The organism is Serratia sp. KG1D, assembly GCF_037150675.1.
GTDB classification, from domain to species: domain Bacteria; phylum Pseudomonadota; class Gammaproteobacteria; order Enterobacterales; family Enterobacteriaceae; genus Serratia; species Serratia nematodiphila.
Genome location: NZ_JBAGIH010000001.1, coordinates 359,919 through 384,221, shown reverse-complemented (window position 1 = coordinate 384,221; position 24,303 = coordinate 359,919). Strand labels below are relative to the sequence as shown.

Below are 24,303 nucleotides of genomic sequence, written 5' to 3'. Positions count from 1 at the left end.
CCGCGCCCGGCAAGGGTTACTAGACGTCCAGCAGCAGACGAGCCGGATCTTCCAGCATCTCTTTGACCGTCACCAGATAACCGACGGATTCTTTACCGTCGATCAGGCGGTGGTCATAAGACAGCGCCAGATACATCATCGGCTGGATCACCACCTGACCATTGACCGCCATTGGGCGATCTTTGATGGCGTGCATGCCCAGGATGGCGCTCTGCGGCGGGTTGATGATCGGGGTGGACATCAGCGAGCCGAATACGCCGCCGTTGGTAATGGTGAAGTTACCGCCGGTCAGCTCTTCCACGGTCAGTTTGCCGTCGCGGCCCTTAACGGCCAGCTCTTTGATTTTCTTCTCGATGTCAGCCATGCTCATGGCGTCTACATCGCGCAGTACCGGCGTCACCAGGCCGCGCGGGGTAGAAACCGCGATGCTGATGTCGAAGTAGTTGTGGTAAACCACGTCGGAACCGTCGATAGACGCGTTCACTTCCGGGAAGCGCTTCAGCGCTTCAACCACCGCCTTGATGTAGAAGGACATGAAGCCCAGACGCACGCCGTGGCGTTTCTCGAAGGCTTCGCCGTACTGCTTGCGCAGATCCATGATCGGCTGCATGTTGATTTCGTTGAAGGTGGTCAGCATCGCGGTGCTGTTCTTCGCTTCCAGCAGACGCTCGGCGACGCGTTTGCGCAGGCGGGTCATCGGCACGCGTTTTTCGCTGCGGCCGGCCAGAGCCGGCTGCGGTGCGGCTTCAGCGGCGGTGGCCGGTTTGGCGGCAGCGCCGCCTTTGGCCAGGTGCGCTTCCACGTCTTCACGGGTGATGCGGCCACCCACGCCGGTGCCTTTGATGGCGCCGGCATCGAGGTCATGTTCGGCGATCAGGCGGCGAATCGCCGGGCTGAGCGCGTCATTGCTTTCTTCTTCCAGGCTCGCGGTCGCGCGCTGTGCAGGCGTGGACTCTTTCTCCTGGCTCTTCTCGGCGGTCGGTTTGCCGGAGCTGTCGCCTGGGCGAATGCGGCCGAGCAGCTGGCGAGACAGCACGGTCGCGCCCTCTTCTTCCACGATAGCATCAAGAATGCCCGCTTCACTGGCCGGCACTTCCAACACCACTTTGTCGGTTTCGATTTCAACCAGGACTTCATCACGCTGCACGCTGTCGCCCGGTTTTTTGTGCCAGGTGGCTACGGTCGCATCGGCAACCGATTCAGGAAGGTCAGGAACCAGAATATCTACGCTACTCATTTAGCTTTCCCTTAAGTTTTTTATCATCTGCTTGCCGGCCCCTCGGCCGGCAAGCGAGCGAACATTAGTCAATATTCAGCGCGTCGTTCACCAGAGCCTGCTGCTGCTTCTGGTGTACGGACATATAGCCCACCGCCGGAGAAGCGGAGGCCGGACGTCCTGCGTAACGTAAAGAAGCCCCGAACGGCACCACTTCACGGAAGTTGTGTTGGCTGCAGTACCAGGCGCCCTGGTTCAGCGGCTCTTCCTGACACCAGACGAAATCATGCACGTGCGAGTATTGCTCCAGCACGGCCTGCACGGCCTGATGCGGGAACGGATACAGCTGCTCGATGCGCACGATGGCCACGTCTTTCTGCTCGTTCTTGCGACGCTGTTCCAGCAGGTCGTAGTAGACCTTGCCGGAGCACAGCACGACGCGCTTGACCGCTTTCGGATCCAAGTCGTCGATCTCGCCGATCGCCGGCAGGAAGGTGCCGTTGGCCAGCTCGTCCAGCGAAGAAATCGCCAGCGGATGACGCAGCAGCGACTTCGGCGACATCACCACCAACGGACGGCGCATACCGCGCAGCGCCTGACGACGCAGCATATGGTAAACCTGCGCCGGCGTAGACGGGACGCACACCTGCATGTTCTGCTCTGCGCACAGCTGCAGATAGCGTTCCAGACGCGCGGAAGAGTGCTCAGGGCCCTGGCCTTCATAGCCGTGCGGCAGCAGCATCACCAGGCCGCACATACGGCCCCATTTTTGCTCGCCGGAGCTGATGAACTGGTCGATAACGACCTGTGCGCCGTTGGCGAAGTCGCCGAACTGCGCTTCCCAGATGGTCAGCGTGCGCGGTTCCGCCGTGGCGTAGCCGTATTCGAACGCCAGCACCGCTTCTTCAGACAGCACGGAGTCCCAGACCTTGAATTCGCCCTGGCCGCTGTGGATGTTCGCCAGCGGAACATAGACCGAACCGTTTTTCTGGTTGTGCACCACCGCGTGACGGTGGAAGAAGGTGCCGCGGCCGGCGTCTTCGCCGGAGATGCGGATGGGAATGCCTTCATCCGCCATGGTGGCGTAGGCCAGCGTTTCGGCGGCGCCCCAGTCGAACGGCTTGTTGCCTGCGGCCATCTCGGCGCGGTCCGCGTAGATTTTCGCCACGCGCGACTGCATTTCGATCGCTTCCGGCACGGTGCTGATGCGGCGGCCCAGTTCCTGCAGACGCTTCATCTCAACCTTGCTCGGGTACTCTTCGTCCCACTCGTGGTTCAGGTACGGCGACCAGGTGAAGGAGTGCAGATTCATCGGACGCCATTCTTCAACCACACAATCGCCGCGGTCGAGCGCATCACGATACAGGTTGACCATTTCCGTGGCATCTTCCAGGCTGGCCACTTTCTGTTCGGTCAGAACGTCAGCGTAGATTTTGCGCGGCGTAGGGTGTTTCTTGATCTTCTGATACATCACCGGCTGGGTGGCGCTCGGCTCGTCGGCCTCGTTGTGCCCATGGCGACGGTAGCAGACCAGATCGATCATCACGTCACGCTTAAAGGTGTTACGGAAATCCAACGCCAGGCGAGTGACGAAGGCCACGGCTTCCGGATCGTCCGCGTTAACGTGGAAGATCGGTGCCTGAACCATTTTGGCGATGTCGGTGCAGTATTCGGTAGAGCGCGCATCCAGCGGGTTGGAGGTGGTGAAACCAACCTGGTTGTTGATGACGATACGCACGGTGCCGCCCACTTCGTAGCCGCGAGCCTGAGACATGTTCAGGGTTTCCTGAACCACGCCCTGGCCAGTGATGGCGGCGTCGCCGTGGATGGTGATCGGCAGCACCATGTTGCTGCGCGCTTCGTCCAGACGATCGCGACGGGCGCGTACCGACCCCATGACCACCGGGCTGACGATCTCCAGGTGCGACGGGTTGAACGCCAGCGCCAGGTGAACCATGCCGCCTTCGGTTTCCACGTCGGAGGAGAAGCCCTGGTGATATTTCACGTCACCGGTGCCGAGGTGTTCTTTATGCTTGCCGGCGAATTCATCGAACAGATCGGCCGGCTTTTTGCCCAGCACGTTGATCAGCACGTTCAGACGGCCGCGGTGGGCCATGCCCAACACCACTTCGCGCGTGCCGTTCTTGCCGGCGTGGCGCACCATCTCTTTGAGCATCGGCACCAGCGCGTCGCCGCCTTCCAGCGAGAAGCGTTTGGCGCCCGGGAATTTGGCGCCCAGGTAGCGCTCCAGGCCCTCCGCCGCGGTCAGCTCGTTCAGGAAACGGCGTTTTTCGTCGGCGGTAAAGCTGGCGCGCCCCACCACCGACTCGATGCGCTGCTGGATCCAGCGTTTCTCTTCGGTGTTGGTGATGTGCATGTACTCAGCGCCGATCGACCCGCAATAGGTCTGCTTCAGCGCGGCGTACAGATCGCCCAGCTTCATGGTTTCTTTGCCGATGGCGAAAGAGCCCACGTTGAAGGTTTCCTGGAAATCGGCTTCGGTCAGGTTGTGGTAAGCGGGATCAAGGTCAGGAACTTGCTCGCGCTGCCACAGGCCGAGCGGATCGAGGTTGGCATGCTGATGCCCGCGGAAGCGGAAGGCGTTGATCAGCTGCAGTACCTTGACCTGTTTGGCGTCGGTTTCCGGATCGGTGATGGTGGTGTTGTAGCGCGCGGAGTCTTTCGCCAGGCGGCGGAAGTAATCGCGCGTTTGAGAGTGAAGCTGATCGGGTTTGACACCCGCGGTTGGTAGCTGTTGAAAAATGGAACGCCAGCTATCTTCAACGGAACCCGGATCGGTTAAGAAGTCTTCATAGAGCTGCTCTATGTAAGACTGGTTCGCGCCCGCCAGATAGGAGGAATCCAGCCAGGCCTTCATTGCGCCGTTCTGCATCATGATCCCTTAAGCTTTGAAGCTTTAGTTTTCGCCGTGGTTAACATAATTACCGTGATGAATACGGTTTGCCGTAAAACGGTTCACTCGACGTACTTGCGGCCATGTCGGCCCGATACGTTCTGTTATGGACCTTGCGGTCCCTTACAAGGAACCTCTAAAAACCGGCGGAAGAACCAGGCTGCATAGCGCCGCAGCCGCGGGTCAGTTTTTAGAGGTTCCCTCCCCTATGGGATGTGCGCCGGAAAAGAGCCCGGCGCAGCATCTCATTCCGTTTATGCGCCGCGTTGCAGCAGCATGGACTTGATATGCCCGATAGCACGCGTCGGGTTCAAGCCTTTAGGACATACACTGACACAATTCATAATGCTATGGCAGCGGAAAACACTAAAAGCGTCGTCCAGATCATCTAAACGTTCTTGCGTTTCCGTGTCACGGCTGTCGATCAGGAAGCGATACGCCGCCAACAGACCGGCCGGGCCGATGAACTTGTCCGGGTTCCACCAGAACGATGGGCAAGAGGTCGAACAGCAGGCGCACAGGATGCACTCGTACAGACCGTCCAGCTTGGCGCGCTGCTCCGGCGACTGCAGGTGCTCGCGCGCCGGCGGGTTCTTGCCGTCGTTCAGCAGGTATGGCTTGATCTTTTCATATTGGGTATAGAACTGGCCCATATCCACCACCAGATCGCGCACCACCGGCAGGCCCGGCAGCGGACGGATCACGATCTTGCCGTTGCCTTTGCGCAGCGACGAAACCGGAGTGATGCACGCCAGGCCGTTTTTACCGTTCATGTTCAGGCCGTCGGAACCGCACACGCCTTCGCGGCATGAGCGACGGAATGACAGGGTCGGGTCTTTTTCTTTCAGCTGGATCAACGCATCCAGCAGCATCATGTCGCGACCTTCTTCCGCTTCCAGGGTGTAATCCTGCATGTGTGGCGCGTCATCGACATCCGGGTTGTAGCGATAAATGGAAAATTCGAGTTTCATCTGTCGATCTCCGCAATTAGTAAGAACGCACTTTCGGCGGGAATGCCGGGCGCAGCTTCGGTTGCATGTTCACTTCGCGGCGCGTCATGCTTTCCGATTGCGGCAGATACAGCGAATGGCACAGCCAGTTGGCGTCATCGCGTTCCGGATAGTCGAAGCGGCTGTGCGCGCCACGGCTCTCGGTACGGAAGTTGGCCGACACGGCGGTGGAATACGCGGTCTCCATCAGGTTATCCAACTCCAGGCATTCGATGCGCTGGGTGTTGAACTCGCTGGAGGTATCGTCCAGGCGTGCGTTCTTCAGACGTTCACGGATCACTTTCAGTTCTTCCAGGCCCTTGGCCATCGCATCGCCTTCGCGGAATACCGAGAAGTTGTGCTGCATGCAAGACTGCAGCGCTTTGCGAATTTCGACCGGGTCTTCGCCGGAACGGGTGTTGTTCCAACGGTTCAGACGATCCAGCGAGGCTTCCACGTCGGAGTCGCTGGCGTCACGGCTCACGCCCTGCTCTTCCAGCGATTCCTGCAGGTGCATGCCGGCGGAACGGCCGAACACCACCAGATCCAGCAGCGAGTTGCCGCCCAGGCGGTTGGCGCCGTGCACCGATACGCAGGCGATTTCGCCCACGGCGAACAGCCCCGGGATCACCACGTCTTCGCCTTTCTCGTTCACGGTCAGCGCCTGGCCGGTCACCTTGGTCGGAATGCCGCCCATCATATAGTGACAGGTTGGGATAACCGGGATCGGCTCTTTCACCGGATCGACGTGCGCGAAGGTGCGGGACAGTTCCAGAATGCCCGGCAGACGGGATTCCAGCACCTCTTTGCCCAGGTGATCCAGCTTCAGCTTGGCGTGCGGGCCCCAAGGACCGTCGCAGCCGCGGCCTTCGCGGATTTCGATCATGATCGAACGGGCAACCACGTCGCGGCCAGCCAGATCTTTGGCGTTCGGCGCATAACGCTCCATGAAGCGCTCGCCGTGCTTGTTCAGCAGGTAGCCGCCTTCGCCGCGGCAGCCTTCGGTCACCAGCACGCCCGCGCCGGCGATGCCGGTCGGGTGGAACTGCCACATTTCCATGTCCTGCACCGGCACGCCGGCGCGCAGCGCCATGCCGACACCGTCGCCGGTGTTGATGTGGGCGTTGGTGGTGGACTGGTAAATGCGGCCAGCGCCGCCGGTCGCCAGCACGGTGGCCTTGGCTTTGAAGTAAACCACTTCACCGGTTTCGATGCAGATAGCCGTGGTGCCGACCACCGCGCCGTCCTGGTTTTTCACCAGATCAAGCGCATACCACTCGGAGAAGATGGTGGTGTGGTTTTTCAGGTTCTGTTGATACAGGGTGTGCAGCAGCGCATGGCCGGTACGGTCGGCTGCGGCTGCGGTACGCGCCGCCTGCTCGCCGCCGAAGTTCAGCGACTGGCCGCCGAACGGGCGCTGATAGATGCGGCCGTCGTCCAGACGAGAGAACGGCAGACCCATGTGTTCCAGTTCCAGAATCGCTTCCGGGCCGGTTTTACACATATATTCGATGGCGTCCTGGTCACCGATATAGTCGGAACCTTTCACCGTGTCGTACATATGCCATTCCCAGTTGTCCTCGTGGCTGTTGCCGAGCGCGACGGTGATGCCGCCCTGTGCGGACACGGTATGGGAACGGGTCGGGAAAACTTTGGACAGCAGGGCACAGGTCGAGCCCGCTTGGGAAATTTGCAGCGCGGCACGCATGCCCGCACCGCCGGCGCCGATTACGACGGCATCAAACTCTCTGACTGGCAGTTTCATTTAAGCACCCCACACTACGATTGTTCCGTACAGTAAATAGACCAGCAACGCGACCACGACAGCCAGCTGCAACACCAGGCGAACCGCCAGCGGCTTGACGTAGTCCGTCAGCACCTGCCACAGCCCGATCCAGGCGTGCACCAGAATCGACAGCAGGGTCAGCAGAGTGAACACTTTCGTAATGGAAGTGGCGAAGAAACCGCGCCAGATGTCATAAGTGAGTTCCGGAGCCGTGACGAAAAAGCCCAGGATATACAGGACGTACAGGGTAATGATGATAGCGGAAGCGCGCAGCAGCAGCCAATCGTGCACGCCGTTGCGCCCTAATGCAGAAACGTTGTTTACCATACGAGGACTCCAGCCAGAACTGACAGCACGACGGTCAGACCGATCGCCACCTGGGCGGAACGGGTGCCGGCGGCCAAACTCTCTTCGATGTAGCCAAAATCCATTAACAAGTGACGGATGCCACCGCAAATGTGATAGGCCAGCGCCGTGAGGATGCCCCAGAATATGAATTTGACAATGAAGCTATTCATGATGGCGGCCGCCTGCAGGAACCCCTCTTGGGAAGAGAGTGACAGGCCCAGCAGCCAGAGGAGGATACCCACGGCAACGAAGGTAATTACGCCAGAGACTCGGTGTAAGATAGACGCTATCGCAGTTACGGGGAACCGGATCGTTTGCAGATCCAAGTTGACAGGTCGTTGTTTTTTCACGTATTTGCCCACACAGCTCTTATTATTTTCCTTCCTCCGGGCCTGGGCGGGGATCAGACAGCGTTAAGAGCCTAAAACCCTTACACGTCACGCGCTCAAACATCAACATCCTCTGTGCTCAAACGGCGCGCATTTATAACGCTGGGTGCTCCTACTTCAGGGTAATCCGGAGACCTGGCGGCAGTATAGGAGGATCACATTCTGATTACAATTCTCATACAACCGCTTTGATAACATTTCCCCCGAACAGTGATTCAGATCACGGATTTCACAATTAGTGCAAAATTAATTATCTGATTTGACAAGAGATCAACATTTCCATTACATATAGGGGCACAAACGGTCCTATGATGCGCTATGGGTCAGCAGATACACTTCCTCCCGGGTTCGAGTTATGCAACAGTGTATTTGGCGAACCTATCCCAATAGCCGTTGTTTCCCGCTCGAGTTTGCCGGCGTCAAAAGCAAATAAAGCACATAAAAACAGATTATTGGGATAGGTTCACATCTCTTCGAACAGCTCATAGGTAAGATTAACAGACTATAACGAATTACTATGAATCGTTAACAACTGGTCACCCGTCTCGTTCGCCTGGTCAGCACTCTGTACCCTACCCGCGCACAGTTGCGCAGTCGCTCACAGAGTTAGCGTCCGCACCATTTTTTGCGGGCAACCTGCAGAGATTTAAGGTATTTCAGTTGTTAGTGGTTTTTAAAATAAGGCGCTAAGGAGACAGTAAATGACTGATAAGAAAGCGACGCTAACCATTAACGACAGCGAAGCTCCGATCGAACTGGGCGTATTGACACCGACACTGGGCCCCGATGTCCTCGATGTCCGCGCTCTGGGTTCCAAAGGTTATTTCACATTTGATCCCGGCTTTACCTCCACCGCTTCTTGCGAATCCAAGATTACCTTCATCGACGGCGACAAAGGCGTGCTGCTGCACCGCGGCTTCCCTATCGAGCAGCTGGCGAAAGAATCTTCCTACCTGGAAGTGTGCTACATCCTGCTGTACGGCGAGACCCCAACGCCGGAAGAATTCGAAACCTTCAAGACCACCGTGACCCGTCACACCATGATCCACGACCAGATCACCCATCTGTTCCGTGGCTTCCGTCGCGACTCGCACCCGATGGCGGTGCTGTGCGGCGTGACCGGCGCGCTGGCGGCGTTCTACCACGATGCGCTGGACGTCAACAACGAGCGTCACCGTGAAATCACCGCGTTCCGTCTGCTGTCCAAAATGCCGACCGTGGCCGCGATGTGCTACAAATACTCCCTGGGCCAGCCGTTCGTTTATCCGCGCAACGATCTGTCCTATGCCGGCAACTTCCTGCACATGATGTTCGCCACCCCGTGCGAAGAGTACGTGGTGAACCCGGTGCTGGAACGCGCCATGGATCGCATCCTGATCCTGCACGCCGACCATGAGCAGAACGCCTCTACCTCAACCGTGCGCACCGCCGGCTCTTCCGGCGCCAACCCGTTCGCCTGCATCGCGGCCGGCATCGCCTCCCTGTGGGGGCCGGCGCACGGCGGCGCCAACGAAGCGGCGCTGAAAATGCTGGAAGAGATCAAGACCGTCGAGCACATTCCGGAATTCATCAAGCGCGCCAAGGACAAGAACGACTCCTTCCGCCTGATGGGCTTCGGCCACCGCGTGTACAAGAACTACGATCCGCGCGCCACCGTGATGCGCGAGACCTGTCACGAAGTGCTGAAAGAGCTGAACAAGAAGGACGACAACCTGCTGCAGGTGGCGATGGAGCTGGAACACATCGCGCTGAACGACCCGTACTTCATCGAGAAGAAACTGTACCCGAACGTCGACTTCTACTCTGGCATCATCCTGAAGGCGATGGGCATTCCTTCTTCCATGTTCACCGTGATCTTCGCCATCGCGCGCACCATCGGCTGGATCGCCCACTGGAACGAAATGCACGACGAAGGCATCAAAATTGCCCGTCCGCGTCAGCTGTACACCGGCTATGCCGAGCGTGATTTCAAATCCCAGCTGAAAAACAAGTAAGCCGTTTTACCGGCTGAAACGCACAGCGCCGCCCTTTCGGGCGGCGTTTTTTTTGGCTATTTCTGGCAGCCTGGGCACCAATAAAACGGCCGCGAAGACAGCTCGGTACGCACGATCATCCCACCACAGCGTTCACAGGGCTCGCCGCTGCGATGAAACACCTTGAAGCGAAACAGCGCGCCGTGATGCCGGTTGTCATCCACCTGCCCGCGCGTCTGGTAGGAAAGGCGCGGCACCGCCAGCAATGCCTCCGCCAGGTGGCGCAGCGCATCTGGCGCCAGATCCTGCGGTTTGTGCTGCGGCGCCAACTCGGCCTGCCACAGGATTTCGGCGCGCAGATAGTTGCCCAATCCGGCAAGAAACGCCTGGTCGAGCAGCATGCCGCCCAGTTGCCGGCGGCGAAAACGCGGCGTCAGCAAACGCGCCTGCACCTCATCCACCGTCAGCGACATGTCCAACACGTCGGGGCCGATGCGTTGCAAAAACGGGTGTTGCTCTATTTCCTCGCGCGGCCCGACGGTAATGTCGGAAGCGCTGTAGAGCAAAATCGCGCTATGAGCGGTTTCCAGCCGCACCCGCAGATCGCGCTTGGTCTCCGGCGTCTCCCCCGCCGCCGCCACTTTCCACACGCCGTACAGCTGGTTATGGCTGTACATCGTCAGCCCGTTGGAAAAGTGGGTCAGCAGCGCCTTGCCGCGCGGCTCGATGGCGACGATACGCTCGCCGAGCAGACGCTGGCGATAGTGCTTCAACTGGGGAAAAGCGAAATCGACGGCGGTCAGCGGCTGATCGATCACCGCCGCCGCCAGTTTGTCCGCCGCCCGGCGGATCTCCGGTCCTTCCGGCATAGACCACTCCTTGCGTAGACCCGGCGCAGCCCGATGCGCCGGGGATTCTCTTGATTAATGCGTTGCGCCGCCCGCCACTTTCAGATCGTGTTCCACCTGCAACGCGATGGAAATGGCCAGCTCCAGCGCAAACAGCACCGTCGAGGCCGCCATGCTCGGCGCGCCGGGGTGCGCCGCCGCCTGTTCCGGCAGGTACGGGATATGAATAAACCCACCCTTCACCTCGCGCTGGCCGCTCAACCGGTGCAGCAGGCCGTACATGACATGGTTGCACACGTAGGTGCCGGCGGTCTGCGAAACGGAGGCCGGAATGCCGGCCTCGCGCATCGAGCTGACCATCGCCTTGATCGGCAAGGTGCTGAAATAGGCCGCCGGGCCGCCGGCGACGATCGGCTCGTCCACCGGCTGCTGCCCCTGATTATCGGGGATACGCGCATCGTCGACGTTGATCGCCACCCGCTCAATCGTGATGTCGGTGCGGCCGCCGGCCTGGCCGACAGCCAGCACCATCAGCGGCTGCACCTCGTCGATCGCCGCGTTGAGCGCCTCCAGCGCCGCGCCGAACACGCACGGCAGCTGGCGCGCCACAATGCGCGTACCCACCAGCTCCATATCATTGAGCTGCTTCACCACTTCCCAGGAAGGGTTGAGGCGCTCACCGCCAAACGGCTCGAAGCCGGTAATCAATACTTTTTGCATCCTTACTCCTACAGGAACATCAGGAAATACAGCAGGAACACGTTAACCAACAGCAGCAGCACGCCGGTTGGCACCTGCGCCTTGATCACCGCATTCTTGTCCGGCAGCTCCAGCAGCGCCGCCGGCACAATGTTGAAGTTCGCCGCCATCGGCGTCATCAGGGTGCCGCAATAGCCGGAGAACATGCCGATCGCCGCCATCACCGCCGGGTTGCCGCCGTGTTGCAGCACCAGGATCGGAATGCCGATGCCGGCGGTGACGATCGGGAACGCGGCGAAGGCGTTACCCATCACCATGGTCAGCACCGCCATACCGATAGCGTAGACCGCCACGGCGATAAAGCGGTTATCCACCGCCAAATACTCCTGGGTCAAATGCGAGATTGCGGTGCCGACGCCGGCGACGGTAAACAGCAGGCCAAGCGTGGCGAGGATCTGCGGCAGAATGAACGCCCAGCCGATCGAATCCAGCAAGCGCCGCGCTTCCTGCACCGGCTGCAAGGCCTTCTCATGGGTCATTTTCACCGCGATCGCCAGGCCAATCAGGCAGCCGACGGTCATCGAGAACAGGGTGATCAGCGTCGCATGGTTACCGCTGCCGAACACCGCGCTTTGCAACGCCGGAATGTTGTTGAACAGCAGCACGCCGATCACCGTCACCACCGGGATCGCCAATGCGGGGATAAACAGCTTGTTGCCCAGGCGCTTGGCGCTGGCCTCGCGCTCCTGCGGCGTTCGCTGATGATAGCTGCCGAGGCGCACGCCGCCGAAGCCGGCGATCAGGGCCATCACTACCACCACCACGCCAACGATGATGTGCAGCATGCGTTTCTCGTTGCTGCCTTCGCCGAGCACGTCGCCCAGCAGGCGGTAAGTCCAGTCGCCGACCAGGAACACCAGGCCGTACAGCCCCCAAAACAGCCCGGTGGTGATGCGGCGCGGGTTGGCGCGATCGCGGAAGGACATCACCGCCACAATCAGCAGCACCGCGCCGGCCAGCCAGTAGAGATATTGTTGCTGGAAGTTCATCGTGCTTCCCCCTTCGCCTGCAGCGCCGCCTGATTCAGCTGCGCCAGCTCGGCGCTCAGCTGTTTATCCATCCGATACAGCCGGAAGGCGTGGATCAGGAAAGCGAAAATGGCGGTCGGAATGCCCCACAGCGCGATATGCAGCGGCTCGGTCTGAATGCCGCCGGACTCCAGCATAAAGTTGTGCATGAAGATGATCGCGCCGAAGGCCACGAAGATATCTTCGCCGAAGAACAGCCCGACGTTGTCGGTGGCGGCCGACATGGCGCGCAGGCGGTGGCGGGTACGCTCCGGCAGCTCGCCGTAACGGTTTTCCGTCGCCCCTTCCGCCATCGGCGCCAGCAGCGGCCGCACCATCTGCGGATGCCCGCCCAGGCTGGTCAGCCCCATCGCCGCGGTGATCTCGCGCACGAACAGGTATACGATCAGCAAACGGCCGGCGGTGGCGCTTTTGATCCTGGCGATCCACGCCTGCGCCCGCTCTTTCAACCCGTGGCGCTCCAGCAGGCCGATCACCGCCAGCGGCAGCAGCAGGATCAGCGGCAGGTTTCGGGTATTGAGAAAGCCCTCGCCGAGCTTTTCCAGAATGACGTCCAGCGGCATCAGCGCCGCCAGACCGGTGATGATGCCGGCGGCGATCACCACCAGCACCGGGTTGAAACGCAATACAAACCCGACCACGATAGCGGCGATGCCGATCAGTGGCCAGAGATTCACGGCCTGTTCCATAGTCTTCCCTCGATATTTTCTAATAGTTTTTTGCTTGTGATGTTGTGTCTTGCTTTACTGCTCCGCGCTGACGCGGATCCCCTGCTGAACAAAACTGTCCCGCAGCTTGCGCGCATACGCCAGCGCATGCTCGCCGTCCCCATGCAGGCAGACGGTTTCCGCCTGAACCGCGGTCCAAACGCCATCGACGCTGCGCACCCGGTGATGGCGCACCATCTCCAGCGTTTGCGCCAGCGCCTGTTCGTCATCCTCGATCAATGCCCCCGGCAAACCGCGCGGCACCAGCGTGCCGTCGGCCTGATAACCGCGATCGGCGAACACCTCCTGCCGGGTGGTCAGACCGAGCCGTTGCCCGGCGCGGATCAGCTCGCTGCCGGCTAGCCCCACCAGCCGCAGCGCAGGATCGACCGCCTGCACCGCCCGGGCGATCGCTTCCGCCAGCGCTGGCTCAACCGCCGCCTGGTTGTACAGCATGCCGTGCGGCTTGACGTGCACCATCACCCCGCCCTCGGCACGGGCGATGGCCGCCAGCGCCCCGAGCTGATACACCACCTGCGCGTAGACCGTTTCCGGCGGCAGCTGCATGCGGGTGCGGCCGAAATTCTCCCGATCGGGAAAACTCGGATGGGCGCCGATCGCCACGCCGTACTGCAATGCCCAGCGCACCGACTGACGCATGGTCTGCGCATCGCCGGCGTGGAAGCCGCAGGCGATGTTGGCCGAACTCACCAATTGCAGCAGCGCCTGGTCGTTGGCGCAGCCCTCGCCGAGATCGGCGTTCAAATCAACGATCATGTAACCCCCAGGCAATCTGTCGAAGGAAAAGATCCTGCTCGGCCTTGGCGCGCTGCGCCTCGGCCAGTGAGCAGAGAACGAAGTGGATCGGTTCGCCGAGCCGGATCTGCGCCAAATGGTAGAGATCGGCTTCGATCACGCAGGCAATGCGCGGGTAACCGCCGGTGGTTTGCGCATCGGCCATCAGCACGATCGGCTGACCGTTGTGCGGCACCTGCACCACGCCGGGCATCAGGCCATGCGACAGCATCTCTCTCTCGGTGGTGCGTGCCAGCGGCGTGCCGCCGTGCAGACGGTAGCCCATGCGGTTGCTCTGCGGGCTGAGCTGCCAGGCGGCGCGCCAGAACGTATCTTGCGCCTCTTCGCTGAATTCAGCGTACTCCGGCCCCGGCAACGCGCGGATGCGGTTGGTGAACAGCAGCTGTTTCACGCCACAGGAATGTTGCGGTTCAGCGGCGGAGTTGCCGAGCGGCAACCGGTCGCCGTCCTTCAGATTACGCCCCTCGCATCCGCCAAAGGCGGCTTTCATGTCGGTGCTGCGCGAACCCAGCATTTCCGGCACGGCGATGCCGCCGGCGATCGCCAGGTAGCTACGCATGCCGCGTTTCGGCGTGCCCAGCGCCAGCCGCTGCCCCTTTTTCACCGGATAGCGCCAGCCGGTCCACAGCGGTTTGCCATCCAGCTGCGCGTCGCAGCCGGCGCCGGTCAGGGCGATCCAGCCTGCGCGGGTAAACTCGGCGCTGAACTGGCCGAGGGTGATCTCCAGCCCGGCGGCCTCCGGCGCATTGCCCACCAGCAGGTTGGCGATCTTCAGCGCCGGTTGATCCAGCGCTCCGCCAGTGCTGATGCCCAGACGGCGGAATCCCTCGCGGCCCAAATCCTGCACCGTGGTATAGATGCCGGCGCGCAGAATAATCAGCATACGCCCTCCTTCTGCGGCACGAAGCGTACGTTATCGCCCGGGCGCAGCAGCGTCGGCGGCATTTCATGCGGATTGAACAGCGCCAGCGGCGTGCGGCCAATCAGCTGCCAGCCGCCGGGCGTCGCCAGCGGATAGATGCCGGTCTGGCCGCCGCCGATACCGACGGAACCGGCCGCCACCGCCAGACGCGGTTCAGCGCGGCGCGGCGTCGCCAGTTGTTCCGGCATGCCGCCCAAATAGGAGAAGCCCGGCTGAAAGCCGAGGAAATAGACCACATAGGCCGCCGCCGCGTGGCATTCCACCACCTGTTGCGGCGTCATGCCGGTATGACGCGCCACCTCATCCAGGTCGGGGCCCTGTTCCCCGCCGTAGATAACCGGAATATCCACCTGACGCGATTCCGGCGTCAGGCGCTCTTTGCTCTCCCACCCCTGCTGCAGCAATGCCAGCATCGCTTCGGCGTCGGCCTGCGGCGTATGCAGCAACAGCGTCAGGTTATTCATCCCCGGCACCACTTCCCGCACGTCGGGGTGGTGATTCAGCTTTTCCGCCAGCGCCCAAATGCGCTGCTGGCTCGGTAACGTCACCGGCGGCGACAGTTCAAGCACTACCGCTCTTTCACCCAACAGGTAATAACGTGCTTGTTGCACCCTTATTCTCCTTATTATCGCGCTGAAAAACACACCAGTTATGCGTGACGCGGCCCCGGCTGTCAATAGAACGCAACCATAAGGAAAATAAGGAAATAGCGCGATAAAAGGATTCAGCCGGCGCGCAGGCCGGGCTGGATCCGGGGAAGAAAAAGATCAGGCGGGATTCGGGATATCGATAAAGGTCACATCAAAGCCGTGGTGCTGGGCCAGCCAGTCCCCCAACGCCTTCACGCCGCCGCGCTCGGTGGCGTGGTGACCGGCGGCGAAGAAATGCACGCCCATTTCGCGCGCGCTGTGGATGGTCTGCTCAGAGACTTCACCGCTGATGAACGCATCGACGCCGAAGCGCGCCGCGCTGTCGATAAAGCCCTGGCCGCCGCCGGTGCACCAGGCCACTCGGCGAATATGCTCAGGCGCGTTATCGCCGCAGTGCAGCACCGCGCGCCCCAGCCGGCTTTCGATGCGCTGTAGCAGCGCTTCGCCGGTCAGCGGCTGTTCGAATTCCCCGTGCGGCACCAGCGGCTCGATTTCACCAATCACCCGAATGCCCAGCGCCTGCGCCAGCTGCGCGTTGTTGCCCAGCACCGGATGCGCGTCCAGCGGCAAATGATAACCGTACAGGTTGATGTCGTGGGTCAACAGCGTTTTCAGGCGGTTGCGCTTCATGCCGCGCACCGCCGGCGCCTCGTTTTTCCAGAAATAGCCGTGATGCACGATGATCGCGTCGGCCTGATGCGCCACCGCGGCGTCCAGCAGCGCCTGACAGGCGGTGACGCCGGTCACGATGCGCTGTACATGCGCACGCCCCTCTACCTGCAAACCGTTGGGGGCGTAGTCCTGAAACGCCGCGGCGTTCAGTTCCGTGTTGATCAGTTGTTCCAGATCGAGGTTACGCATTCTCTTCTCTCTTCATAGTCAAAATGTCTGCCGGTCGCCCTGCGCCATCAGGATGAATTTCACCCCCAGATCGTTGCCCTGCGCCAGCTGCTGCGCAATGGCGGCGCGCGCCTCTTCGCCCTGCTTCAGGCTCGGCTTGATGTGGCTGATGACCACCGGCAGACCGTTCAGCGAACCTTCGCCGCCGCTGTACTGCGTCAGATTCTTCAGCTCCTTCAGCAGCCAGGCCGGCGTCAGATGGCCGTACAGATGTTTGTCCTCCACCCCGTTAGGGTAAGAGGTTTCGATAATCATGCCCTTGAGCTTTTTCTGCTCGACAAGCGGCCCCAGCGCGCGCCACACGGTATCGAGATCGCGCGACTGCTCCACCTTATCCGGCCCGGTATCGCCGAAATAGGCGAAGAACTCGTTGCCGTTGGAAATCAGCAGCATCGACGACGGGTAGCGATCGTGGCTGAGCGGATACATCACGCCGGTCAACCCGGTCAGGCCGAGGGTAAATCGCTGCTGCGGCCGCACCGTTTGCAGCCGGTAGGTGCCCAGCCGCGCACCATTGCCGGCGTCGGTAAAGTTCGGCCAGGCCTTCCAGTTGAAGTAATGGTTGCGCAGGGTCAGCACGGTGTCCGCCTGGGCGTAAACGGTTTTTTTATTGTCTTCCGGCGAGCCGACGATCAGCCCCGCCACGTGGTCCAGATGGCCGTGGCTGATAAAGTAGCTGCCGATCAACTGCCGGAACACGTAGCCCTGCGGCGTGTAAGGCGCGGCCAGCTCGGGGGTCACCTGCGGGAAACTGCCCTTCTCCAGCCCTTTGGCGATGCCCGGCAGCAGCGAGCCGGCGTCCAGCGCCACATACTGCGGCTGATTATCGCTGCGGATCAGGTAGGAAGTCAGGTTGCCGTCGCTGACGCCGCCGTCGACGCCCAGCGCCACCACGTCAAAGCCGGCGATCGCCAGCGCGGAATAGCCGCTCAGGCACAGGGCCAGCACCTTTTTCATCATTGCGTCGCTCCTTGCAGTTGCCTCAAGACTCTCCCCGTTTCGCCGCCTCGAACGCCGCCAACGTCTCCACGCGGGCTTGTTTGTGATCGACGATCGGCAGCGGGTAGTTCAGCGTACGGCGCTGCTTTTCCGCCCAGCGGTGGGGGTAATGGATGTCATTGTCGGGCACATCCGCCAGTTCCGGCAACCATTTACGGATGAAAGTGCCTTGTGGATCAAAACGTTCACCCTGTGTGGTCGGGTTAAAGATGCGGAAATACGGCGCGGCGTCGGTGCCGGTGGAGGCCGCCCACTGCCAGCCGCCGTTATTGGCCGCCAGATCCCCGTCCAGCAGTTGCGACATGAAGTAGCGCTCCCCGGCCCGCCAGTCAATCAGCAGATCCTTCACCAGAAAACTGGCGCTGATCATGCGCAGCCGGTTGTGCATCCAGCCGGTAGCGTTCAACTGGCGCATGGCGGCATCGACGATCGGATAGCCGGTCTCGCCCCGCTGCCAGGCCTGCAGCTTCGCCGCGTCATCGCACCAGCGCACTTTGTCCGTCCAGGCGATAAACGGCCGATGGCGGCACAGCTCGGGATAGGCCACCAGCAGATGGCGGTAGAACTCGCGCCAAATCAGCTCGTTCAGCCAGGCGAAAGCGCCGCTCTCGCGATCTTCCAGCAACCGCGGGCATTCGGCGCGCAGGCGATTGAAGCACTGGCGCGGCGACAGCGCGCCAATCGCCAGATAGGGCGACAGGCTGCTGGTGCCGGCGATGGCGGGCAGATCGCGCTGGCGAAGGTAATCCTGCACTTGCTCACGACAAAAGGCGCGCAGCCGCTGCAGCGCGGCCTCCTCGCCGGCGGGATAGTCATCCCCGATGTCCGCCGCGGGATAATCGAACGCCGCCGGCGCTTCAGACGCAGGCAACGCGCCATCGGCACGGATCTTCGGCGCCGGCAGGCAGCTCACGTCGGACTCAGTCAGGCGCTGAATGAAGGCGTTGCGAAACGGCGTATAAACCTTGTACATCTCGCCGCCGCCGGTTAGCACGCTGCCCGGCGGCAACAGCAGGCTGTCATCAAAACCGTGGCACGTTACCTGTCCATTCAACTGCTGCTCCAGCCGCACATCGCGTCGCCGTTCATTCAGTTCGTACTGGCGGTTGTAAAACAGCGCGTCCACCTGCTCTCGCCGGCAATACTCCGCCAACCAGTCGATCGACGCGGCAAAGTCCGTGCCGGCATGGCAATGCAGCGCAATGCCCTTTTGCGCCAGCTCCTGCTGTACCGCCCGCAGGCTGGCGTGGATCAGCGCCGCCTGCCGCGGCGCCATCTCATGCTGCCGCCACTGCTGCGGGGTGGCGATAAACACCGCCAACACCCGGGCTTTGGGATCGCTGCAGGCGGCGTGCAGCGCTTTGTTGTCGGTGATACGCAGATCGTTACGCAACCAGACCAGATGCGTGGTCATAAAATTCCCTTGTCAATCAATGGCCGTAACGCAAACGCAGCGCCTCCGGGTAAGGTTCGAAATAGCGTTGTTCCGCCAGATAGCGGTCAGGGTATTCCGCCATGTAATGCTTAAGCAGCGCGATCGGCGCCAGCAGCGGCTGCATGCCCTGCCGATAACGATCGATCAGGTGCGCCAGCTCCTGGCGCTGCGCCGCGCTGAGCTGACGGCGGAAGTACCCCTGCACGTGCATCAGCACGTTGGTATGGTTGCGGCGCGTCGCCTTGTGCGCCAACAGCGCCATCAGGCGGCTGCGGTATTCCACGGCGAAGGCCTCCAGCGAGTCCCAGCGATGAATGTCGGCGACGAAGCGCCCCAGCTCGCGATAAGCCGGCTGCGAATGCGCCAGCAGCGACAGCTTGTAGCGGCTGTGAAACGCGATCAGCCCGCCGCGGGTCAGCCCCTGGCGCCACAGCATATTCAACTCATACAGCGCGTACACCCGTTCAATGAAGTTTTCCCGCAATGCCGCATCCTGCAATCGTCCGTCTTCTTCCACCGGCAGCCACGGCATCTGACGCAGCAGTTCGGCGGTAAACAGCCCGACGCCGTTTTTACGCGAGTCCTTGCCGTTCTCACTGTAGACCCGCACCCGCTCCAGACCGCAGCTCGGCGACTTGGCGCAGACGATATAACCGCACAGGTGCTGCAACGCGGCCACGCGCTGCGCGGAGAAACTGCGCATCTCCTCGGTCAGATCCACGCTCGCGTCGTTGCTGTAGCGCATCGCCGGCCAGGGCTGCGCCTGTTTCACCAGGCGCAGCGCCGGGCGCGGCGTGGGCAGGCCGATCGCCATTTCCGGGCAAACGGGCTCAAAGCGCACATAGGGCGCCAACTGTTCCACCGCAAAGGCCAACCGCTTGTGGCCGCCGTCGAAACGCACCGTCTCGCCCAGTAAACAGGCGCTGATGCCGATAGGGATCTTGTCGCTCATACCGCTCTCCCGCGTTGTTAGCCGATTGAGGAAAGTGTAGAAGAACGGCTTGCCGAATACGACCTTACGTTGGGTAGGGGCGGCCAGGGCATAAAAAAACCCCCGCCGCAGGGCGAGGGTTGTTCGTGAGTCGGCAGTGACTCAGTAGAAGTCGCAGGACGCCAGTTCCGCCTGCTGCAGCCAGACCGGCTTGTCGCTGGTTTTTGACCAGACGCGGTGCAGGTAACTGTAAAAACGCCCGCGATCGCTGCGGAACAGCATCACCGGCAGGGCTAAAATGCCCGCGATAACCACTGCGCTGCGGCGCAGGAGAATCCGATGCAGTGAATAAGCGTGATAGGTCGTAGACATGCGAACCTCCTTAAAAACGCCTGCCGTTGATTTGTCAGGGAAAACGGCGTCGGCGTATCAAATGAACAATCGGTAATTTGGTAACTGGACAAAATTTTAGCGCACTTGATGAAAGTTTACTACTCATCCGACCACTAAATCGCACAAAAAATCGCTAATCACCGCAGTGATTCGTAATTTTGTTACAATCAAGTTAATTTTTAACTAAACATGAGTTACATTGTGGTTATTATTCGGTTCTTCATCCCACGCCTCAGCCCCGGCTTATTCACACATCAGGCGCAATCTCGCCGCAAGCAGGCTGCCTGAAACGGCCAATTTCCGCTGAAATTTCAGCCATTTTTATACTTTTTTTACACCTGCCCGCGCGATTTTTTCATCTTCTTTCTACCCCTCTCCCTACACTGCCTCTATCAAAAACAACACCTCTGGAGGTGTCCCGTGAGTTTCAGCGTTATTGGTGGTGCGCTGTTGGTCCTGCTGCTGTTGGCCTATCTGGTCTACGCCCTGTTTAACGCGGAGGATTTCTGATGGCGGCTTCAGCCTTTTTACTGATCGCCAGCTTCCTGCTGGTGCTTCTGCTGCTGGCCCGGCCGCTGGGCGGTTTTATGGCGCGCCTGATCGAAGGTGAGCCGCTGCCTGCGCTGCGCGCAGTGGAAGCCGGCGTCTGGCGCGCCTGCGGCATCCGCGCCACCGAGATGAATTGGTGGCAGTACGCGCTGGCGATCCTGGCGTTCAACCTGCTCGGCCTGGCGCTGCTGTTCGCCCTGCTGATGACGCAGGGCTCGCTGCCGCTCAACCCGCAGGGCTTCCCGGGCCTCTCCTGGGATCTGGCGCTCAACACCGCCGTCAGCTTCGTCACCAACACCAACTGGCAGGCCTACAGCGGCGAAAGCGCCCTCAGCTATTTCAGCCAGATGGCCGGGCTGGCGGTGCAGAACTTCGTCTCCGCCGCCACCGGCATCGCCGTGGCCTTTGCGCTGATCCGCGCCTTTACCCGCCGCGCCGGCAAGACCGTCGGCAACGCCTGGGCCGATCTGTTCCGCATCACGCTGTATGTGCTGCTGCCGATCGCGCTGCCGATCGCCCTGTTCTTCGTCAGCCAGGGCACGCTGCAAAACTTCCTGCCTTACCTGCACGTCACCACGCTCGAAGGCGCGCAGCAGACGCTGCCGATGGGACCGGTCGCCTCGCAGGAAGCGATCAAGATGCTCGGCACCAACGGCGGGGGGTTCTTCGGCGCCAACTCGGCGCACCCGTTCGAAAACCCGACCGTGCTGACCAACTTCGTGCAGATGCTGGCCATCTTCCTGATCCCCTGCGCGCTGTGCTTCTCCTTCGGCCAGCTGGCCGGTGAAAACCGCCAGGGCCATGCGCTGATCTGGGCGATGGCGCTGATCTTCGTGGTGGCGGTGGTGGTGGTGATGGTTGCCGAGCTGGCGGGCAACCCGCACCTGAGCGCGCTGGGCGCCGACAGCAACATCAATATGGAAGGCAAAGAGTCGCGCTTCGGCATTCTCGCCACCAGCCTGTTCTCGGTGGTGACCACCGCCGCGTCCTGTGGGGCGGTCAACGCCATGCACGACTCCTTCACCGCGCTGGGCGGCATGGTGCCGATGTGGCTGATGCAGATCGGTGAAGTGGTGTTCGGCGGCGTCGGCTCCGGCCTGTACGGCATGCTGCTGTTCGTGCTGCTGACGGTGTTTATCGCCGGCCTGATGATCGGCCGCACCCCGGAATACCTGGGCAAGAAAATCGACGTTTACGACATGAAGATGACCGCACTGGCGATCCTGGTCACGCCGACGCTGGTGTTGCTGGGCAGCGCGCTGGCCATCGGCACCGACGCGGGCCGCGCCGGCATCCTCAATCCGGGCGCCCACGGCTTCAGCGAAGTGCTGTATGCCCTGTCCTCCGCCGCCAACAACAACGGCAGCGCCTTCGCCGGGTTGAGCGTCAATACGCCGTTCTACAACCTGCTGCTGGCCTTCGCCATGTTCGTCGGCCGCTTCGGGGTGATCCTGCCGGTGCTGGCGATCGCCGGTTCGCTGAGCGCCAAGCAACGCCAGCCGGCGGGCAACGGCACCCTGCCAACCTATGGGCCGCTGTTTATCGGCCTGCTGATCGGCACCGTGCTGCTGGTGGGCGCGCTGACCTTCGTGCCGGCGCTGGCGCTGGGCCCGGTGGCCGAGCATTTGCAGCTTTGGCTGGCAAACTAACCGACGTCACAGAGAGAGAATAAGAGATGACTCGCAAACAACGCGCGCTGTTTGAACCGGCTCTGGTGCGCACCGCGCTGATCGATGCGGTGAAAAAACTGGATCCTCGCGTTCAATGGCGCAACCCGGTGATGTTCGTGGTGTATATCGGCAGCCTGCTGACCACCGCTATCTGGCTGGCGATGCTCACCGGCCAAACCGACGGCGCCGCCGCCTTTACCGGCAGCGTCTCCCTGTGGCTGTGGTTCACCGTGCTGTTCGCCAACTTCGCCGAGGCGCTGGCCGAAGGCCGCAGCAAGGCCCAGGCGGAAAGCCTGAAGGGCACCAAGAAAACCAGCTGGGCGAAAAAACTGGCCGGCCCGCGCCGCGACGGCGCCACGGAGAAAGTGGCCGCCGAGAGCCTGCGCAAAGGCGATATCGTGCTGGTGGAAGCCGGCGATACCATCCCGTGCGACGGCGAAGTGCTGGAGGGCGGCGCTTCGGTGGATGAAAGCGCCATCACCGGCGAATCCGCGCCGGTGATCCGCGAGTCCGGCGGCGACTTCTCCTCGGTCACCGGCGGCACCCGCGTGCTGTCCGACTGGCTGGTGGTGCAGTGCAGCGTCAACCCGGGGGAAACCTTCCTCGATCGCATGATCGCCATGGTGGAAGGTGCCAAGCGCCGCAAAACGCCGAACGAGATCGCGCTGACCATCCTGCTGGTGGCGCTGACCATCGTGTTCGTGTTGGCCACCGCCACCCTGTTCCCGTTCTCGCAATACAGCGTCGAGGCGGCCGGCAGCGGCAGCGTGGTCACCATCACCGTGCTGGTCGCGCTGCTGGTTTGCCTGATCCCCACCACCATCGGTGGCCTGCTGTCCGCCATCGGCGTGGCCGGGATGAGCCGCATGCTCGGCGCCAACGTGATCGCCACCAGCGGCCGCGCGGTGGAAGCCGCCGGCGACGTGGACGTGCTGCTGCTGGATAAAACCGGCACCATCACGCTGGGCAACCGCCAGGCTTCGGAGTTCCTGCCGGCGCCGGGCGTGAAAGAGCAAGAGCTGGCGGATGCCGCGCAGCTGGCCTCGCTGGCGGACGAAACGCCGGAAGGCCGCAGCATCGTGGTGTTGGCCAAACAACGATTCAACCTGCGCGAGCGCGATCTGCAGGCGCTGAACGCCACCTTCGTGCCCTTCTCCGCCCAGACCCGCATGAGCGGCGTCAACGTGCAGGAGCGCATGATCCGCAAAGGCGCAGTGGATGCCATTCGCCGTCACGTCGAATCCAATCAGGGGCACTTCCCGCGGGCGGTGGACGATCTGGTGGAAAGCGTGGCGCGCACCGGCGGTACACCGCTGGTGGTGGCGGAAGGCGCCCGGGTACTGGGCGTGGTAGCGCTGAAGGATATCGTCAAGGGCGGCATTAAGGAACGCTTCAATGAGCTGCGCAAGATGGGCATCAAAACGGTGATGATCACCGGCGATAACCCGCTGACTGCGGCGGCGATCGCCGCCGAAGCCGGGGTGGACGACTTCCTGTCGGAAGCCACGCCGGAAGCCAAGCTGGCGCTGATCCGCCAGTATCAGGCGGAAGGCCGTCTGGTAGCGATGACCGGCGACGGCACCAACGACGCCCCGGCGCTGGCGCAGGCCGATGTGGCGGTGGCGATGAACTCCGGCACCCAGGCCGCCAAAGAGGCGGGCAACATGGTCGATCTGGATTCCAACCCGACCAAGCTGATCGAAGTGGTGCATATCGGCAAACAGATGCTGATGACGCGTGGCTCGCTGACCACCTTCAGCATCGCCAACGACGTGGCCAAGTACTTCGCCATCATTCCGGCGGCGTTCGCGGCCACCTATCCGCAGCTGAACGCGCTGAACGTGATGCACCTGCACTCCCCCGCCTCCGCCATCATGTCGGCGGTGATCTTCAACGCCCTGGTGATCGTGTTTCTGATCCCGCTGGCGCTGAAAGGGGTGAGCTACAAACCGATGAGCGCCGCGGCTCTGCTGCGCCGCAACCTGTGGCTGTATGGGGTCGGCGGTCTGCTGGTGCCGTTCATCGGCATCAAACTGATCGACCTGATCCTGGTCGCGCTGCACGTCGCCGGTTAACCATTG

The 24,303-nt window shown here is 61.6% G+C and carries 22 protein-coding genes; 4 read left to right on the top strand and 18 right to left on the bottom strand.

Annotation, left to right across the window (positions count from 1 at the left end; genetic code table 11):
* Positions 1–19: 19 nt before the first annotated feature.
* The 6 genes from odhB to sdhC all read right to left on the bottom strand — a co-directional run bounded on the left by odhB (position 20) and on the right by sdhC (position 7,615).
* Positions 20–1,237, bottom strand: coding sequence for a 2-oxoglutarate dehydrogenase complex dihydrolipoyllysine-residue succinyltransferase (odhB, locus tag WFM45_RS01870; RefSeq protein ID WP_004939881.1), 1,218 nt, complete (start codon positions 1,235–1,237; stop codon positions 20–22).
* A gap of 64 nt (positions 1,238–1,301) precedes the next feature.
* Positions 1,302–4,109, bottom strand: coding sequence for a 2-oxoglutarate dehydrogenase E1 component (gene sucA, locus WFM45_RS01865; RefSeq protein WP_015376976.1), 2,808 nt, complete (start codon positions 4,107–4,109; stop codon positions 1,302–1,304).
* A 275-nt stretch (positions 4,110–4,384) separates the two neighbouring features.
* A complete protein-coding gene (locus WFM45_RS01860; protein ID WP_015376975.1) occupies positions 4,385–5,101 on the bottom strand; it encodes a succinate dehydrogenase iron-sulfur subunit in 717 nt (238 codons plus the stop codon).
* A 16-nt stretch (positions 5,102–5,117) separates the two neighbouring features.
* On the bottom strand, positions 5,118–6,884 hold the full coding sequence (sdhA, locus tag WFM45_RS01855) for a succinate dehydrogenase flavoprotein subunit (RefSeq protein ID WP_015376974.1): 1,767 nt from the start codon (positions 6,882–6,884) through the stop codon (positions 5,118–5,120).
* Positions 6,885–7,232, bottom strand: coding sequence for a succinate dehydrogenase membrane anchor subunit (sdhD, locus tag WFM45_RS01850; RefSeq protein ID WP_004939891.1), 348 nt, complete (start codon positions 7,230–7,232; stop codon positions 6,885–6,887). It lies immediately after the preceding gene.
* Complete coding sequence (sdhC, locus tag WFM45_RS01845; RefSeq protein ID WP_004939893.1) at positions 7,226–7,615, bottom strand: succinate dehydrogenase cytochrome b556 subunit; 390 nt, start codon at positions 7,613–7,615, stop codon at positions 7,226–7,228. The genes sdhD and sdhC overlap by 7 nt, the downstream gene beginning before the upstream one ends.
* 728 nt (positions 7,616–8,343) lie before the next feature.
* Here sdhC and WFM45_RS01840 point away from each other — a divergent pair.
* A complete protein-coding gene (locus WFM45_RS01840; protein WP_016928730.1) occupies positions 8,344–9,636 on the top strand; it encodes a citrate synthase in 1,293 nt (430 codons plus the stop codon).
* Positions 9,637–9,692: 56 nt separating this feature from the next.
* Here the strand turns inward: WFM45_RS01840 and nei are convergent, their stop codons facing one another.
* The 12 genes from nei to WFM45_RS01780 form a co-directional block, all read right to left on the bottom strand.
* The gene (nei, locus tag WFM45_RS01835; protein WP_336954289.1) at positions 9,693–10,484 is read right to left on the bottom strand and encodes an endonuclease VIII; all 792 of its coding nucleotides are present in this window, start codon (positions 10,482–10,484) and stop codon (positions 9,693–9,695) included.
* 54 nt (positions 10,485–10,538) lie between these two features.
* Positions 10,539–11,183: a pyroglutamyl-peptidase I gene (gene pcp, locus WFM45_RS01830; protein WP_131164577.1), complete on the bottom strand. Its 645-nt coding sequence runs from the start codon at positions 11,181–11,183 to the stop codon at positions 10,539–10,541.
* Between the two features lie 8 nt (positions 11,184–11,191).
* Positions 11,192–12,211 carry a DUF979 domain-containing protein gene (locus WFM45_RS01825; RefSeq protein WP_004939900.1) on the bottom strand — a complete coding sequence of 340 codons (1,020 nt, stop codon included), beginning with the start codon at positions 12,209–12,211 and terminating at the stop codon, positions 11,192–11,194.
* Positions 12,208–12,939: a DUF969 domain-containing protein gene (locus WFM45_RS01820; protein ID WP_015376970.1), complete on the bottom strand. Its 732-nt coding sequence runs from the start codon at positions 12,937–12,939 to the stop codon at positions 12,208–12,210. The genes WFM45_RS01825 and WFM45_RS01820 overlap by 4 nt, the downstream gene beginning before the upstream one ends.
* Before the next feature lie 54 nt (positions 12,940–12,993).
* Positions 12,994–13,734, bottom strand: coding sequence for a 5-oxoprolinase subunit PxpA (pxpA, locus tag WFM45_RS01815; protein ID WP_004939906.1), 741 nt, complete (start codon positions 13,732–13,734; stop codon positions 12,994–12,996).
* The gene (pxpC, locus tag WFM45_RS01810) at positions 13,724–14,656 is read right to left on the bottom strand and encodes a 5-oxoprolinase subunit PxpC (RefSeq protein WP_082997006.1); all 933 of its coding nucleotides are present in this window, start codon (positions 14,654–14,656) and stop codon (positions 13,724–13,726) included. The genes pxpA and pxpC overlap by 11 nt, the downstream gene beginning before the upstream one ends.
* On the bottom strand, positions 14,650–15,306 hold the full coding sequence (gene pxpB / locus WFM45_RS01805; RefSeq protein ID WP_280598056.1) for a 5-oxoprolinase subunit PxpB: 657 nt from the start codon (positions 15,304–15,306) through the stop codon (positions 14,650–14,652). The genes pxpC and pxpB overlap by 7 nt, the downstream gene beginning before the upstream one ends.
* 156 nt (positions 15,307–15,462) lie before the next feature.
* Positions 15,463–16,206, bottom strand: coding sequence for a type 2 GTP cyclohydrolase I (locus WFM45_RS01800; RefSeq protein ID WP_336954278.1), 744 nt, complete (start codon positions 16,204–16,206; stop codon positions 15,463–15,465).
* An 18-nt stretch (positions 16,207–16,224) separates the two neighbouring features.
* Positions 16,225–17,205, bottom strand: coding sequence for an MBL fold metallo-hydrolase (locus WFM45_RS01795; protein ID WP_336954276.1), 981 nt, complete (start codon positions 17,203–17,205; stop codon positions 16,225–16,227).
* A gap of 22 nt (positions 17,206–17,227) precedes the next feature.
* A complete protein-coding gene (gene phrB, locus WFM45_RS01790) occupies positions 17,228–18,658 on the bottom strand; it encodes a deoxyribodipyrimidine photo-lyase (protein WP_336954274.1) in 1,431 nt (476 codons plus the stop codon).
* A gap of 16 nt (positions 18,659–18,674) precedes the next feature.
* Positions 18,675–19,631, bottom strand: a complete 957-nt coding sequence (locus WFM45_RS01785) for a YbgA family protein (RefSeq protein ID WP_060558782.1) — start codon at positions 19,629–19,631, stop codon at positions 18,675–18,677.
* A 141-nt stretch (positions 19,632–19,772) separates the two neighbouring features.
* Entirely contained in the window at positions 19,773–19,982 is a 210-nt protein-coding gene (locus tag WFM45_RS01780) for a YbfA family protein (RefSeq protein ID WP_004939916.1), read from the bottom strand.
* A 441-nt stretch (positions 19,983–20,423) separates the two neighbouring features.
* Between WFM45_RS01780 and WFM45_RS01775 the strand changes: the two genes are divergently transcribed.
* The 3 genes from WFM45_RS01775 to kdpB are packed head-to-tail and all read left to right on the top strand — an operon-like array spanning position 20,424 to position 24,297.
* The gene (locus WFM45_RS01775) at positions 20,424–20,513 is read left to right on the top strand and encodes a K(+)-transporting ATPase subunit F (protein WP_016928742.1); all 90 of its coding nucleotides are present in this window, start codon (positions 20,424–20,426) and stop codon (positions 20,511–20,513) included.
* Positions 20,513–22,201: a potassium-transporting ATPase subunit KdpA gene (kdpA, locus tag WFM45_RS01770; protein WP_060558780.1), complete on the top strand. Its 1,689-nt coding sequence runs from the start codon at positions 20,513–20,515 to the stop codon at positions 22,199–22,201. Before WFM45_RS01775 ends, kdpA begins: the two co-directional genes overlap by 1 nt.
* 26 nt (positions 22,202–22,227) lie before the next feature.
* A complete protein-coding gene (gene kdpB, locus WFM45_RS01765) occupies positions 22,228–24,297 on the top strand; it encodes a potassium-transporting ATPase subunit KdpB (protein ID WP_021504609.1) in 2,070 nt (689 codons plus the stop codon).
* The last annotated feature ends 6 nt before the right edge of the window (positions 24,298–24,303 follow it).

What these genes read in the sequence shown, in the direction of transcription:
- WFM45_RS01780 (WP_004939916.1), bottom strand. Translation starts at nt 19,982, where the DNA reads ATGTCTACGACCTATCACGCTTATTCACTGCATCGGATTCTCCTGCGC.
- sdhD (WP_004939891.1), bottom strand. Translation starts at nt 7,232, where the DNA reads ATGGTAAACAACGTTTCTGCATTAGGGCGCAACGGCGTGCACGATTGG.
- odhB (WP_004939881.1), bottom strand. Translation starts at nt 1,237, where the DNA reads ATGAGTAGCGTAGATATTCTGGTTCCTGACCTTCCTGAATCGGTTGCC.
- sdhA (WP_015376974.1), bottom strand. Translation starts at nt 6,884, where the DNA reads ATGAAACTGCCAGTCAGAGAGTTTGATGCCGTCGTAATCGGCGCCGGC.
- WFM45_RS01825 (WP_004939900.1), bottom strand. Translation starts at nt 12,211, where the DNA reads ATGAACTTCCAGCAACAATATCTCTACTGGCTGGCCGGCGCGGTGCTG.
- WFM45_RS01820 (WP_015376970.1), bottom strand. Translation starts at nt 12,939, where the DNA reads ATGGAACAGGCCGTGAATCTCTGGCCACTGATCGGCATCGCCGCTATC.
- WFM45_RS01795 (WP_336954276.1), bottom strand. Translation starts at nt 17,205, where the DNA reads ATGATGAAAAAGGTGCTGGCCCTGTGCCTGAGCGGCTATTCCGCGCTG.
- WFM45_RS01785 (WP_060558782.1), bottom strand. Translation starts at nt 19,631, where the DNA reads ATGAGCGACAAGATCCCTATCGGCATCAGCGCCTGTTTACTGGGCGAG.
- pxpC (WP_082997006.1), bottom strand. Translation starts at nt 14,656, where the DNA reads ATGCTGATTATTCTGCGCGCCGGCATCTATACCACGGTGCAGGATTTG.
- phrB (WP_336954274.1), bottom strand. Translation starts at nt 18,658, where the DNA reads ATGACCACGCATCTGGTCTGGTTGCGTAACGATCTGCGTATCACCGAC.
- sucA (WP_015376976.1), bottom strand. Translation starts at nt 4,109, where the DNA reads ATGCAGAACGGCGCAATGAAGGCCTGGCTGGATTCCTCCTATCTGGCG.
- pcp (WP_131164577.1), bottom strand. Translation starts at nt 11,183, where the DNA reads ATGCAAAAAGTATTGATTACCGGCTTCGAGCCGTTTGGCGGTGAGCGC.
- WFM45_RS01860 (WP_015376975.1), bottom strand. Translation starts at nt 5,101, where the DNA reads ATGAAACTCGAATTTTCCATTTATCGCTACAACCCGGATGTCGATGAC.
- WFM45_RS01840 (WP_016928730.1), top strand. Translation starts at nt 8,344, where the DNA reads ATGACTGATAAGAAAGCGACGCTAACCATTAACGACAGCGAAGCTCCG.
- kdpB (WP_021504609.1), top strand. Translation starts at nt 22,228, where the DNA reads ATGACTCGCAAACAACGCGCGCTGTTTGAACCGGCTCTGGTGCGCACC.
- pxpA (WP_004939906.1), bottom strand. Translation starts at nt 13,734, where the DNA reads ATGATCGTTGATTTGAACGCCGATCTCGGCGAGGGCTGCGCCAACGAC.
- nei (WP_336954289.1), bottom strand. Translation starts at nt 10,484, where the DNA reads ATGCCGGAAGGACCGGAGATCCGCCGGGCGGCGGACAAACTGGCGGCG.
- kdpA (WP_060558780.1), top strand. Translation starts at nt 20,513, where the DNA reads ATGGCGGCTTCAGCCTTTTTACTGATCGCCAGCTTCCTGCTGGTGCTT.
- WFM45_RS01800 (WP_336954278.1), bottom strand. Translation starts at nt 16,206, where the DNA reads ATGCGTAACCTCGATCTGGAACAACTGATCAACACGGAACTGAACGCC.